We start from the raw sequence: 13,521 nt of genomic DNA on the forward strand, positions 1-13,521 counted from the left end.
AGGGGTTCGAGTCCCCTTAGCTCCACCGCAAAACCGCAGGTCAACGCAGTGCCGGGACCGCGACACAGCAACAAGCAACACCGGAAAGCAACAAGTCCTGGTGTCGGCGCAGGTAAACTGGGTTCATGCATCCCCCGCTGAGCAACACATGGCATCGCTGAGACCCGTCGAACTCGTCGACGGCACCTGCAACTATCGGGTGCTATGGCGGCAAGATGGCAAGCAACGATCCCTCACGTTCGAGGACATCAAGAAGGCTGACGCCTTCCGCTGCAACGTTGAACGCTTCGGCCCCGACGACGCGCGCAAACTGCTGGGACTCATCGACTCTGGCACCAGTCACACCACCCTCACGCAGTGGTGTACCAGCCACATCGAAACACTGACCGGTATCGAGGAAGCTACCCGCGACCGATACCGCGCATACGTGAAGAACGACATCGCCCCCACTATCGGAGCCATGCCGCTCGAGGCAGTCACCGATGTGACGGTTGCCCGATGGGTCAACGACATGGATGGTGCGGGAAAGACGATCGCGAACAAGCACGGCTTCCTTGCGGGTGCGCTCAATCATGCGGTGCGTGCGGGGAAGATCCCGAAGAATCCGTGTGAGCACACTCGACTTCCCCGTAAGGATTCCGACGAGATGGTGTTCCTGACACGTGACGAGTTCGCGTTGTTGTGTGGTGCGATGACTGAGCGGTGGCAGCCGTTGACGATGTGGCTTGTCGGCACGGGCACTCGGTTCGGGGAGGCCACAGCCCTCACGGTGGGTGACATCGATCCGGCCACGAAGACGGCGCGAATCAACAAGGCGTGGAAGTACACCGGGTCGAACAAGGCTCGTAGGTTGGCGTTGCCGAAGACGCGTAAGGGCGTGCGGACGGTGGATGTGCCGGCGTCGGTGATTGAGTTGTTGGATCTGGATCGGGAGCCTGGCGAATTGCTGTTCCCGACGCGTGACGGTGGGCCGATCTCTAACCAGCTGTACAAGAACAAGGCGTGGTTGCCTGCGTTGAAGAAGGTGTCGGCGGTGGATGCGTCGCCGCGGTTGTTGAAGAAGCCTCGGGTGCATGATCTGCGTCATACGTATGCGTCGTGGGCGATCAATGCGGGCGCCAATTTGAAGGTGGTGCAGGCGCAGATGGGGCATGAGTCGATCACGGTGACTGCGGATACGTACGGTCATTTGGATCGGGCGTCGGGGCAGTTGGCTGCTGAGGCTATTGGCAGGCTGTTGGGGTGAGACGACAAAAGCGCCCCACCTCCGAAGAGATGGGGCGCTGTGGTTCGGGTGTCGCGTCATGGGCCTCCGCGATCGGGGTCTCAATGTTGCTTGATCCGAGCCTGTGTCGAGGCGGCGGGTCGTTGCCCGCGGCTCTGTTCGGCGTCGCTGTGTGTTCCTGACCCTCACCCGCTCTGAACTTGTGACACGACTGTAGCACACAATCACGTTGGCGCGCAACACAATTCATGGTATCGAGCGGTCAGTCCAGGTGCTCGAGCTCGTCGGCGGCGAACCAGTAGTCGCCACCGACTGGACTCGGCGCTGTATCACTCGGGTGAGTTACCTCCAGTCGCACGCAGTTGTCGGGCCGATACCGCAAGATCGGTGTGACGTCGACGGAGATGAGGGGCATGTTGGGTGACGAGTGGGAGCCGAGCTAGCGGTCAGAAAGTTCGCCAGTTATCGCCGTCAGACTCAATATCGACAGCGTTGCCCGGTGACAGAGTAAGGGTGGCAGCGCCGTCGATGGTTTGCGACGACGTGGTCGAGATGGTGGCGTTCGCGGCGCCAGTGTTCTTGAATCGGTAGACGGACACGTTGCCGACCGCAGTGGGCAGGACCGGCGCCGATCCGCCCGACGCCATGAACACCACATACTTTGTTGATGCCCCGTCCAAGGTGAGCGCGCCGTAACTGGTAAACACCTGACGGGCGGTGATGTCGATGCCGTTCCTGAGCACGTTCGCGAGGTAGATGCGGTTGCCTGCGGCGGTGACTTGGTGGAGGTTGACGAGGGTGCCGGGTCCGTCGATGAGCGTTATCCCCGACAGCAGTACGTCGGTGATGGTGGAGTTGTCATAGCGGATGACGCGCAACTGGGCGGACGCCTCGGAGCGGGTGTTGCGGATCGTGAGTCCAGAGAACGACACCTGCGTCACTGATCGGGTGCCCCACGCGGTGACGTGCAACGCGCCGTGGTCGGTGGACGCATTCTGGTTGGCGTTGATGATCTCGCCGCCGACGAAGTTCACGCGGGCAATGTTGGCGAACCCATCGCCCTCGCCACCCACATACAGGGCTGCGGACTGACACCCGTTGACGAAGAAACTCGCGAACGTGACGTCGGTGCCGCCGACGCACGAGAACCCGCGCGCCCCTCCATTGATGACCTTGCAGCCGACGTTGGTGTACCGCTGCACGGGTCCGGGATTGGAGTAGGAGACGACAGAAAATCCGTCGTCGCCAGTGTTGATTGCCGTGCACGCAAGGACAGTGACGTCGTGGGAACCTTCGCTGGTGAAGATGCCATCTGCGCGGGTGTCCTTGATGACGCAGCCGAGGAACATCGCCCAGCCTGCCGCGAGGTACACACCCGAGGCTGCACTGCCGTCGATGGTGATGCGGTCTGCATAAAAGTGATCGCCGGTCACCCGCACCTTCATCTTCTCGTACTCGGTGTAGCGCTGCGTGGTAGACTGCATCTTGATAGTGACCCGTCGCATCGTGCAGTACGCGCCGGACACGAGCACCGATGACGTCTGTTCGGCGGTCGCGAGCAGCGTGCCCGGTCCGTCGATAGTCACCCCCGAGGCTGAGATTGTCAGGATGCCGTTGTGGGCGTACGTTCCCGCCAGCCACACTATCTTGCCGCCTGCGGCGTCGAACATCGCCTGCAATGCTGCCTGGTCATTCGTCGTGCCGTCGCCTGCCGCGCCGAACATCTCGGGCGTGATCGCCTTGACGTAGGTCGCGTCCGCGTCGGTCTTGGTGAGCGCAGCGTCCGCCTTCTCCAGCGACGCTTGCACACCCGACGCGAGGTCGCTCTTCGGTACACCCTCAGCCGGCTTGCTGTACTTCCCAGCCAGCAGCTGGTCGGCCTGCTGCTTGGTGTATGCGGTGATGTCAGCCATGATCGGCATCTCCTTCAGTCGGGTCGGGTGCGGCAACATCCGGTGGCGGCGGTGGCGGCGGCACCACCTCGGGAAGCAACCCGATGCCGGCCTCGGTGAATGCCTGGCTGAGCTCGTCCATCACGCCACCCTCTCCGCGCGATCCCGCAAGACCCGCATACTCGCCAGCGCCGCGGCGATCCGCGTGCCGTAATACTTGTGCCCGAACCAATTCGGGTGAATCTGATCAGAGCCGATCATCTGTGCCTGTTGGCTGGTGGTCACCGAATTCTCGTAGCCGGTGCCCGTCCACCACGGCGCCGCGGGGTTGTTGGCGTCAGCGAAACCAACGCCTTGCCCGTGAGCGTCGACCGCCGCCTTGATGCCCAGCCGATTCACCGCGTGCACGCCGGACGCGGCCGAATCATTGAGCGGCTCAGGACCAATCGCGGCGATACCAACGAGAGGATCGAGAGCGGCGACGGCATCGAACAACGCGGTCACCCGCGCCTGCATCGCCGCCTGGGACGCGGTGGTGCCGTCACCCGAGAGCCCGCCGTCGTTGATGGTTCCATTCACTAGGAACAGCACGGGCTTCGCGGCGCCGAGGAATGGTGTGTACGCGCCGATCCGCGACGTCGACCCGAAAGGTGAGCTGTGGGCGGTGCCGTACGTCGCGGTGAGTGAGCCTGCGGACCCGCTGCCGTCGTTGAAATAGCCGGTGCCGCCCTGCGCGCACCGCGCAACAGCGAATCCAGTCGCCTCGATGAGCTGATCGATCATCCCGAAGCAAGCGAAACTGCGGGCGCTGCCAGGGTTGTAGACCCCAGCGGGCTCGAAGTAGGAGTCGCCGGTCGTGACGATCAGCGGTCGATCCGGTGAGCGGGTGAGGATCGCGGACCGCTCATGCACGATCTGCGTCCACGTCAGAGCGTTCGGCCCGTACGGGATGACGACGCGAATCCTTCGGGTCGCACGCTCAGCGAATCGCAGCGACCGATACACGGCGCCCGTGGCGCTACCCGCCAGCGGCAACGCCTTCGCCTTACGCATCACGCCCTGGTCCTCGATGTAGACCTGGGTGTCGAAATAGCCTCCGCCACAAGACATCATGATATCGAGCTTGTCGCCGGTGAACATGAACTCGACGTCGATGGTGGAGCCGAACTGCAGCGTCGTCGACCCGCTCGTCACATACCGGCCCGAACTCGAGTTGACGCACCCATTGGCCGGAGACCCCGGCGTCGCCGCGACAAGGTTCTGGCCTTGCGCGTTGAAGGTCGTTGCGTCCCAACGCGTGCCCCACTGATTGGTGTAATCATTCGGCAGCGACGTCACGTACCGATCGGTGGTCAGGACACTGGTCGAGATCACATCGGTCATCGGCCGATACAGCGACCCCAGCGACACCCGCGGGGCCACAGCCTCACCGAGAATGCCCACACTCGTCGGCTTCGTCACCGACTTCCACCACTGCACTGACGCTTTCGGGGTGCCGTCAATGGTGTACTGGCCGTACGCATTCTCCGGATCGGTGGTGTCCGACCCGAGATCGCGCACCGTGTACACGAGCACCGGACCCACCCACGGGCGGCGAGACCCCACCTGCAGCAGCGTCGTCAGGTACTTCTGCTGCTGCGCCTGACTGACCGTGTACCCGAGCGCCGCAGCGCTCGACACCGTCGGAAATCCGACCTCCGACCACCACACCTGCTTACCCGAATCACCATTTGCGACCATCACGTCATAGAGCGCCTGGTCGCGGAGGAAGGCGTTCGACGCTTCCGATGGCACTGGTGCAGCAGGATCGATACCCGACTCCACCGTGTAGGGATGATTACCCACCGCGTCGAAGAATGGTTGCGCCCCAGCCGAATACAAGCCGGTCAGGAAATCGACCGGCGAAATCGTTTGATTGGCAACATTATTGACCTGCATCAAACCTGCAGTCACCACTACGGCGTGCGGTTGAGCCGCGTGAATCGCCGTGTAGGCGGCCTGCAGGATCGTCTTGTACGCCGACGCTGACGGTGCACCACCCCACAGCTGCTGGTGGTTGACCTCGTTGCAGATTTCCCACGTCGAGCAGCGATCCTTGTACCGGGCGACAGCCGCGGTGATCAGCGGAGTCATCACCGCCGTCGTCGGCGTGACGAACGCAGTGCCAGCACCGTTGCGGGGCTGCTCAAACAGGACGTGCGGGGACAACCCTGCTGCCTTCGCCGCCGCGAACTGCTGATCGACCCGCGTCCACGTGTACGACGGCCCCGCACCCACGTCGTAGGGCGAGATGATGATCCGAATCCGGCGCCCGCCCAACGCTTTCGCTTTCGCCGCGATCCCATTGATCGTCGTCGCCGAGCTCGTCGCCTCCGGGAAACCGATCGCGAATCCGACGTCGAGCCCGTGCGCCGGCCGATCATTCACCTTCGGCGCAAACAACTGGTCCGTCTGAGTCTTCGAATAGCCAGTGACAGATGCCATGCGTGATGTCTCCCTGCTTAGGTGGTGAGAGTCCAGGTGCCGTCGCCGTGGTCGACGAGCGCGCCCGTCGACGACGACAGCGAGAATGTGCCGTCACCGTTGTCGGTGGCAACCACGCCGCCGGCCACCTGCTCGGCCGCCGCCTCGGCCGCCGCCGCCGCCTGCGCCGCCTGCGCCGCCGCAGCCTGCGCCGCCGACACCACAGGTGGGGTGTAAGAGGTGGGGTCGTAGGTGTCGATCGCCGTCTGTAGATCGGTGGTGCCCGACAGGATCACATCCGACCAGCCGCCGTTGCTGCCCTGTGTCGGTGCGCCAGTGATGACGCGCCGCACCTGGTATGGGCCGTCTGGGATGGTGCCCGAATCGTATGCGCCGGTCGTCGCGTCGATAGGGATGGCGATGGTTTTCGCGGGCATCGTGTACGAGCTGCCGTTTGTGGTGTTGCGGTCACGGGGGACACGCAGCTTGATTGTGCCGCCGATGGGGATGCTGCCATCGGGCAGCTTGTAGACGCCTTGTAGTCGAGCCATCATGCCTCCTGTGCGATGTGGTCGAGTGCCTGCTCAAAGGTGGTGCCGTGCGGCAGGACCGCCCACGGCGTCAAGCCGTTGAGCGGGTCGCCGTCGGCGTCTACCGCGGTGATCGTGTAGTCGGTGCGGACCTGTTGGAGTTCGGCGCGATACTCGACGCCATCGCGTGTGGCGATGAGGTGCTTGTCATCGGGGTAGGTGATGTCGTAATCTCCCTGTGGCGCAGGCGGTCCGGCGGTCTGCACCCATTCGTAAGCGGGCGTCTCGGCCACGGTGGCGCGATAGATTTCGATATGCCCGGTGCCCGAGTCCGCTGTGCCGTGAGGGTCGATGTCGGCAGTCTCGGCAACCACATCGACCGTGGCGTTGCGGACCGCTGACACGAGAATGGCCGAAATCAGCCACCAGTCGCCGTCAGCAACCACGTCGCGGTAGAGGCGGGTCGTCGATGCCCACCCCTGCACGTTACTGATCACAAGCTCGGTCATACCGCCTCCAACTCGACGTATCCGTTTGCGGAGCTACCGCCCGCGCCGACTGTGGTGCCGGGTCCGGGATTTGAGGCTCGACCGCCACCGCCGCCCGGTGCGCCACCGGGGAAAGCGCCGTGTCCACCTGCCCCGCCCGATTGGCCGATACCGCCGAGGCTGGTCGCTCCGCCGCCGCCACCACCGCCACCGCCTGAGCCGCCAGACTTGGCCGGACCGTCGATCGGGGCCTGAATGCCGTTGCCTCCCGCTCTACCGGGGCCGTTGCCGCCGTAGGCACCGCCAGCACCGCCGATGGCGAGCATCGAGTCGCCACCCTTAGTGCCGTTGTTGACGGTGGCGTCGCCGCTGGTGTAGCCAGCGCCGCCGTATCCGCCCGCGCCAGGCCCCGAGTTGCAAGTGACAAACGAATACCCGTCAACCTTGACAGCGAAACCAATGCGGGTCTCGAAGACCCACGTCCCGTTTGAGCGCTGCCCAAACTTGCTCTCGCCGCCACTCGTGCCGACGACCACGCTCACCGCCGTAATGTCGGGCACCTGCGTCGCCAGCCACGTGACGTCAATCTCCGGCAGCTCCACATATCCGCCCGGAGTACCCGCCGCGCCACCAGCCTGATTACCACCCGGAGACGCCGCCGAGGATGACCCGATCAGCACGCCCTTCACCTTGGTCTTACCCGACAAGTTGATCGTCGTAGACGACGTAATGCTCTGTCGCACACCGCCTCCTTCCAGATTTGTGAGCCGGTTATCCACGTTCGCCATCGTCACCGAAATGTCGTTGAGGTTCTTACCCGTCTCGGACGTGTTGTGGTAGCCGTTGAAAATGGTGTCAATGATGTTTTGCACTGGCGCAAAGAGTTTCTCGATCGCCGTCAGGCCGACAATGCCCGTCTCGTCCGTGCCGGTGTGGAATATCCCGGCGAGAATCTCCAACGGACGACGCAATAGCGCAGGAATGAGATTGTCACGCAGCTCTTCCAGCGTGTCCCAGTCCTCGACGTCATCACCCAGAACCCACGCAATCAGATGCGCAAGGGGTGTCATGATGATCTTTTCGCCCAACTTCGACAGATTGACCATCATCGGCCACGACCCGACCGGCTCAGGTTGCGTGTCCTGATATGCCGACAGCGGCCGGCCGTCTGGTGACGTCATGCCACACTCCTGATTCGCTTGGCGGCGTTCTGTAGCCACGTGTCGCCTGCGGTGGGTCGCTGCCACGAGTACACGGTGTGTTGACACAGCGACCCCGAAAACTTGAGGGTGTGCGGGTCGACGCCGAGGTAGCCGCACACGTCATCGACAGCACGCCCGTAACGACGAACGGTGCCGATGATGTCGAACGGATTGGCGCGAATCTGCTGCCAGCGGTTGTTCTTCACCCGATCAAGCAGGTCCAACCCCCACGCGGCAGGATCGCAGAAGCTCATCATGGCCGTCTGGTCCCCGATGGTGCGGATCGGCGAATCCGGTGGGCAACAACAGATCATGTCGCGCGGATTGCTGACCCACAGCACCGGGCCGAACGTCTGCATCGGACGCAACCCGGCCACACCAAACAGGCCATTCGTGAGCGGCGCGTGCGGATCAGCCACCAACACCGCGCCCACGACCTCTGGATACGACCGCCATTGCGACGCCAGCCAGCGGTGAATGAGTGCCGCACCCCCCGAGTAGCCCGCGAGGACGATGCGCGGCGACGGGTCTGCGGCGAGATACCGCTCGATCACCTGCGTCAGTAGCTCTTGTCCGTCAGCGAGGGCGCGCTCGAAAGCCTGCCCATCCCAACGGTGATCAGCATTCACGAACCCGTAGCTCGCCGACCACCCGAGCTCGATATGCTCCCACGACGGCAGGCAGCGCACGAACTGCGACAACATGTTTCGGTCGACGGCCTCGCTGATCCCGCGAGCGGTCACGACGACAGTCATTGCCGGTCCTTCCGCTGCATATTCCGTAGAAGGCGAATCATCACGAGTGTCCCGATAATGCCGAGCGTGTACGCAATCGGACGGATCACATCACGCGCCGGATAGCCCGAATCTGTCAGCAACGTCACCGACACCTGAGTCAGAGCAATGCTTGTGCAGCACAGGGATGTGAACAGGATTCGGCCCGCTGACGACGACCGCCAATTCGACCAGATCCCGTATCGCACAGTGAGATAGATCGACAGCAAACACCACACAAAGACAGCAATATCTCCGGCGTCGATGTCGGACAGCTTCACTCTCGTCTCCTCATGCTCTCGGCAATCGCCTCCGCGAAGTGATTGCGGCGCTCAGCCTCCCGCGACTCAGCCAACAATTCGGCAGCCTCCCGACGATGCGCATCCACATCAGGACGAGCCGCCCGAAGCTCATTAATCTGGCGCTCAAAACCCACCCGGCGACCATCAGCGTCATCCACAATCGGATCGCTCATGTCACTCACCGCCAGCATCGGCAACCTGAGCGTGAAGCGCGTTCGCGACGCGCACCTGGAGGCGCTGAGCCTCACCGAAATCTGCAATGCTGTCCGCTTGTGTCGCAATGGTGTGCGCCTGCTCCGTTGTCAGCACGGTCGCGGCATCAAGCGCCGACGCCTGCGCCATGATCCGTGCATCACGCTCGGCGATCATGGCATCAAGCGTCGACTTCGGCAGGATCTTGCCCTGCACGATGGCCCGCATGACTGCACCGAGAATGCCGATGAGGACGATCGCCAGGCCACCGACAACGTACAGACTGACGTTGTCGGTGTGCGGCATGGGAATCACTCGTCGAGGCTGTCGATCATGGAGGCGTTGCGTGCGAGATACACCCCCGCCGCTGTCGCGACCGCGACCACCGTCGAAATCCACGCACCCCACGACGCCGGAATCACATCGGCCCCCGTCGTGAGAATCTGCGTCAAGATCAGGACGACGGCGCCGAGCACCGCGACAACGAACTTACGAATCTGAGATGGCTTGTAGCCGAACACCTTCATGGTCATGCCTTTCCGTTGAGAATCTTCACTGCGCCCGAGGGGTCCCACAGCAGTGAGCCACCCTCGAAGTCCTGACGGCGCCCATTGCCATCTGCGTATTCATCCGACGTCGGCCACCCGAGCGCACCCTTCTCGTAGCCCTCCTTCGCCCAGCGAGCACCGATGACACCATGCACAACATGGCCTTTCGGGTCAGCACCGTTGAGGACGTAGAGCACGCCGCCCTGGAATGCCTGCACACCACCACGATCGAGGACCGCGTGCACGCGCACCGGGTAGCCGAGTTCACCCTGCTCCCACTTGCGCGCCGAGAACGCTTCGTACAGCCCGCCCTTCGGGATCGCGTACGCACCAGTCTTGGGATGCCAGTAGATCGAGCCGTGCTCGAAGTCGGCGAACCTACCCACGCCGTCCTTGCATGGCTTCTCGCCTGCGTGCAGTCGCTTGCCGAGCCATGTCGCGACCTTCGCTTGTGCGTCGATCTGATTGACGACGGGCGGGGGTTTCGGTGCACCACCACGAAGTTCCGCCTGCACGCGCGCAACGTCGGCGCGGAAGGTGTTCATGTTGATGCCACCGGGGTCCCACTTGCCCTGGATCGCCGCCCACTCCTTGTGGCCGATCACATGCGACGACGGCTGCCCGAGCTTGTTGAGGATCGCCGCACACCCACGCACGTACGCGTTGTACTGCGCCGCAGACCATCCCGACGTGCCATCGTTGGCTGCTTCGATGCCGATGGTGCATTGATTGGCGTTGTTTGTCGGGATACCAGGCCATGAGCCCTCGCCCGCGTGCCACGCGATCCCGACGCCGCACAGCGTGTACACACCGTCACGAGAGAGGTAGAGCTGCGACGCGAGACCGAGAGCCGGATGCTCCGCGATACCGCGCGGAGTCTCACCGAAGCTGCCCGTGTGATGGGCAATGATCCCCCAGATCGTGCCGAAGTCACCATGACCTCGGTCGAACGCGCCAGGGTAGACGTCGCATCGGAGGCCTGCGGCGCGAAGCACATCAGGCAACCAGGTTGGATCACTCATCACTTATCTCCTTCTGAAAGATTGATGTCGTCAACGTCAGCCTGTAGCCGCTCGATCAGCGCTTGCTTCTCCGACGTCGTGAGGACAGCGGTCGCGACATCCCGCACCTTGTCGACCGGATCGATGTCAGGGATCGGGGAACGGGCATCCTGCCAGCGGTGTGCGCCACGCGGTAGGTCGACACGCCGGATCTGTGCCGCCTGATCATCGAGGGCAAAGCCGCACAACTCGACATGCTCAGCGATACGAGCCGCTGTGTGCGGCAACATGATCGCCCCAGGAGACGGCTGCCAAATACCAGCCGGATCTCGCACCATCGTCATCGGAATATCGAGGAACAACCCTTCCCACCGGTGCGTCTTACGTGCACCAGGGTCATAGGGGATCGAGTAGGTGTCGCCGTGGTCGTCGACGCGTCGAATGTCCTCCATCATGCGGTGCCTCCGTCGCTGAGCACTCCTTGCTGCTGAATCAGGGTCAAAATGCTCTCCTTGTAGCGCTGCATCTTCGCCGCGGGGGACTCCTCCGCGCGACCATCACCGATCGTCAAACGGTGAGTGACGGGTTCGGAGGCTGACCACTTCACACCCCACTTCGTCACGTGGTCGACGTAGAGCTGATCGGCGATCTCGAACGCGATCCGATCCATCAGATCGAAGTGCTTGCCCAACTTCCACGGCAGAGCCGCAGGGTCGAGCTCGGCCTCAAAGCTGGTGTAGTAGCGGGTATCCCAGAAACCGGTCCTGATAGCCTGCAGCGTCGACAGCGTGAATCCCACGCCCGGCCCCTGCACCCATTGCTCCCAGTTCGCGTCCGGCCCCATGAGTGCTTTCCGCACCGGATTCGGGGTGCGATGGAACGCAAGAATGGTGTCTTCGATCAGAAAATCGAAGACACCGAGCGCAAGCCCAGGGTTTCCGATTGTCGCGCCCAACCATCCCAGCGCGGCGTTCGCCGCCAGTTTGGCGAGCGAGTTGACCCACTGCGGACTCTTGCCGCCCGTCACCATCGCGTAGGCGATCGCCTTGTGCAGAGTCATCGTTGATGACGACAGCGGCGTGAGGTTGCCCTCCGGAATCACAATTGCCGGAGCAGATTTCACCGTGCCGAAGATGCCTGGCAGCTTGTACTCGGGCGGCACCGTGCGCGAGAGCTCTTGTCGAATCTCGTTGATGAAGTCCTCAGCCATCACGCCAACGAAGTTGAGAAGCCCATCGACTAGCGTGCCTGTGAATCCTTGGTATCCGGACTTGTCGATCGTCTTGAACACCCGCACCGAGTGCTCGCCCGACAGCTTCACTCCCGGTATCGGCGGATCACCGGGCATCCACCGTTGCACCGACAGATGCAACCCACCGTCTTGCAACGTGGGCAACACCAGATCGTGAAACATAGGGAACCGCGCCGACATTGCCGTCCACCGACTCGAATCAACGAGCGGATTGTTCGGGACCATCGTGGTCCACCAATCCTCCGGTAGCCAATCATTGAACATGCCCATCCCCGCGAGGATGTCGTCAGGGAATGAATCGATTCCCATCTGGACTCGCCACATGTTGACGAGGCCAAACGTGTTCACGCCCGTCACGGCTGGACCCACCCATGGCATCGCCTTGATCGGCTGAAACTCTGCTGGTGATCCTGGGGTGGCATAGCATTCGAGGTGCTTTGCGCGGTCGTAGTCGTGGAGGAAATGCACACGCACCGCGACCATTTCGCCCGACGCGATGACCCGTTTGATGTCGTCACATTTGCCCGCCCACCGCTTGTACGGCGTCTGGACAATGATGTGCACATCTTCGGGCCACCGCTGCTTGGTGAGCAGCCATTTCACGAGCCGATGTCGACCGGGGAGCGTAAGTACGCCTTCACCGGTATCGTTCGCGATCTCCTCGAAGTCGCCGTCCAACTCACCCTGCACGTAGGCGACGAGCTGCCACTGCTTGTCGCAGATCATCACCTCTGGCCGCTGCTGCGTCGCCGCCGCCTCAACACGATGACGCGCAAGCACCCTTTCTCGCACACCGTCGAGACGAATATCAACCGGAGCGGTCACCAGGGCCGCTTCCACATCGGCGTCATGTACGCCTTAGCCGCGCCCGCACCGCCAGTGACACCGATCGGCACCTCAACCGGGACCGTGGTGTTCGCCGGGATCATTTTGCGGAACCGCAACCCCAGCAGTGACATTGCGATCTGCGACTCAACGTCAGAATCCAACTGCATCGCAAACGGGTCGGTATCGATAAACAGATCACCGACCGACGCGGGGAACTGTTCGAGTTTGACAGTGGCGCCGTCGATACCATCCGGTACCGTCCACTTCTCGACCCCGGTGTTGGTGAGCGAAATCTGCACACTGATGTCAAGATCGCCCGGATTGACAAACTTGAGCGTGCCGCTACCTGTCGCGGTGCCCGACAACGGCCACCGTGACGTGATCGTCTGCCCCCGCCATCCAGGACGGTACGCAATCAACGGCATAGCCCACGGCCACTCCTCCTCCGGTTCGGAATCCATGTCGTCTTCGGGCCATGTCTGCACCCGAACGTCCATCTCCCGGTAGGCGTCACCGGCACGGTTGAATACCCGCAAGGTGGAGTCGGCTTCGTCCGACCATGCAGCCCACCAGTCGTTCTCGATCTGTTCCCACTCAATACCTGTGGGGCCAGATGAGAACACTTTGAGGTCGATCACCTGCGGATCGGTCTTCGGGATGCCGGGGATGCCGCCAGGCATGAATGCGGGCTTCTGGTCTCGCGGCAGCCGCAGTGGGTGGTACAGGCCTTTGACGCCCGACATGATGACTGGCCCCATCCCCGACCCGTGCAGCGTCCACGTCGACCCGTTAACACCATCAACCTCGACCACACGTGGGTAATCC

Annotated in this window: 16 protein-coding genes; 1 reads left to right on the top strand and 15 read right to left on the bottom strand. The window is 62.7% G+C overall.

Annotated features, from left to right (window positions below; translation table 11 throughout):
• Nucleotides 1–148 precede the first annotated feature (148 nt).
• A complete protein-coding gene (locus A5777_RS16345) occupies nucleotides 149–1,246 on the top strand; it encodes a tyrosine-type recombinase/integrase (protein ID WP_064863449.1) in 1,098 nt (365 codons plus the stop codon).
• A gap of 425 nt (nucleotides 1,247–1,671) precedes the next feature.
• Here the strand turns inward: A5777_RS16345 and A5777_RS16350 are convergent, their stop codons facing one another.
• Genes A5777_RS16350 through A5777_RS16415 form a run of 15 tightly spaced genes read right to left on the bottom strand, consistent with a single transcriptional unit; the run spans nucleotide 1,672 to nucleotide 13,439 of the window.
• Nucleotides 1,672–3,138: a glycosyl hydrolase family 28-related protein gene (locus A5777_RS16350; protein ID WP_197502400.1), complete on the bottom strand. Its 1,467-nt coding sequence runs from the start codon at nucleotides 3,136–3,138 to the stop codon at nucleotides 1,672–1,674.
• Complete coding sequence (locus A5777_RS25690; RefSeq protein ID WP_269447009.1) at nucleotides 3,131–3,259, bottom strand: hypothetical protein; 129 nt, start codon at nucleotides 3,257–3,259, stop codon at nucleotides 3,131–3,133. Before A5777_RS25690 ends, A5777_RS16350 begins: the two co-directional genes overlap by 8 nt.
• Nucleotides 3,259–5,601, bottom strand: coding sequence for a hypothetical protein (locus A5777_RS16355; protein ID WP_156529403.1), 2,343 nt, complete (start codon nucleotides 5,599–5,601; stop codon nucleotides 3,259–3,261). The genes A5777_RS25690 and A5777_RS16355 overlap by 1 nt, the downstream gene beginning before the upstream one ends.
• 17 nt (nucleotides 5,602–5,618) lie before the next feature.
• A complete protein-coding gene (locus A5777_RS24760; RefSeq protein ID WP_064863452.1) occupies nucleotides 5,619–6,131 on the bottom strand; it encodes a hypothetical protein in 513 nt (170 codons plus the stop codon).
• Entirely contained in the window at nucleotides 6,131–6,619 is a 489-nt protein-coding gene (locus tag A5777_RS16365) for a hypothetical protein (protein ID WP_064863453.1), read from the bottom strand. The genes A5777_RS24760 and A5777_RS16365 overlap by 1 nt, the downstream gene beginning before the upstream one ends.
• Nucleotides 6,616–7,779 carry a hypothetical protein gene (locus tag A5777_RS16370; protein WP_064863454.1) on the bottom strand — a complete coding sequence of 388 codons (1,164 nt, stop codon included), beginning with the start codon at nucleotides 7,777–7,779 and terminating at the stop codon, nucleotides 6,616–6,618. The genes A5777_RS16365 and A5777_RS16370 overlap by 4 nt, the downstream gene beginning before the upstream one ends.
• Nucleotides 7,776–8,555 (bottom strand): cutinase family protein, encoded by a 780-nt coding sequence (locus A5777_RS16375; protein ID WP_064863455.1) that lies wholly within the window; start codon nucleotides 8,553–8,555, stop codon nucleotides 7,776–7,778. The genes A5777_RS16370 and A5777_RS16375 overlap by 4 nt, the downstream gene beginning before the upstream one ends.
• Nucleotides 8,552–8,854 (bottom strand): putative phage holin, encoded by a 303-nt coding sequence (locus tag A5777_RS16380; RefSeq protein ID WP_064863456.1) that lies wholly within the window; start codon nucleotides 8,852–8,854, stop codon nucleotides 8,552–8,554. The genes A5777_RS16375 and A5777_RS16380 overlap by 4 nt, the downstream gene beginning before the upstream one ends.
• Complete coding sequence (locus tag A5777_RS16385; RefSeq protein ID WP_064863457.1) at nucleotides 8,851–9,048, bottom strand: DUF7620 family protein; 198 nt, start codon at nucleotides 9,046–9,048, stop codon at nucleotides 8,851–8,853. The genes A5777_RS16380 and A5777_RS16385 overlap by 4 nt, the downstream gene beginning before the upstream one ends.
• Nucleotide 9,049: 1 nt before the next feature.
• Entirely contained in the window at nucleotides 9,050–9,373 is a 324-nt protein-coding gene (locus A5777_RS16390; RefSeq protein ID WP_064863458.1) for a hypothetical protein, read from the bottom strand.
• A gap of 5 nt (nucleotides 9,374–9,378) precedes the next feature.
• Nucleotides 9,379–9,600, bottom strand: coding sequence for a hypothetical protein (locus A5777_RS16395; protein WP_156529404.1), 222 nt, complete (start codon nucleotides 9,598–9,600; stop codon nucleotides 9,379–9,381).
• A complete protein-coding gene (locus A5777_RS16400; protein ID WP_064863460.1) occupies nucleotides 9,597–10,637 on the bottom strand; it encodes an N-acetylmuramoyl-L-alanine amidase in 1,041 nt (346 codons plus the stop codon). The genes A5777_RS16395 and A5777_RS16400 overlap by 4 nt, the downstream gene beginning before the upstream one ends.
• Nucleotides 10,637–11,071: a phage gene 29 protein family protein gene (locus A5777_RS16405; protein WP_156529405.1), complete on the bottom strand. Its 435-nt coding sequence runs from the start codon at nucleotides 11,069–11,071 to the stop codon at nucleotides 10,637–10,639. Before A5777_RS16405 ends, A5777_RS16400 begins: the two co-directional genes overlap by 1 nt.
• Nucleotides 11,068–12,693, bottom strand: a complete 1,626-nt coding sequence (locus A5777_RS16410; RefSeq protein ID WP_156529406.1) for a Gp37-like protein — start codon at nucleotides 12,691–12,693, stop codon at nucleotides 11,068–11,070. The genes A5777_RS16405 and A5777_RS16410 overlap by 4 nt, the downstream gene beginning before the upstream one ends.
• Complete coding sequence (locus tag A5777_RS16415; protein WP_156529407.1) at nucleotides 12,690–13,439, bottom strand: hypothetical protein; 750 nt, start codon at nucleotides 13,437–13,439, stop codon at nucleotides 12,690–12,692. Before A5777_RS16415 ends, A5777_RS16410 begins: the two co-directional genes overlap by 4 nt.
• Nucleotides 13,440–13,521 lie beyond the last annotated feature (82 nt).

The organism is Gordonia sp. 852002-10350_SCH5691597 (assembly GCF_001665715.1).
Classification (GTDB): domain Bacteria; phylum Actinomycetota; class Actinomycetes; order Mycobacteriales; family Mycobacteriaceae; genus Gordonia; species Gordonia sputi.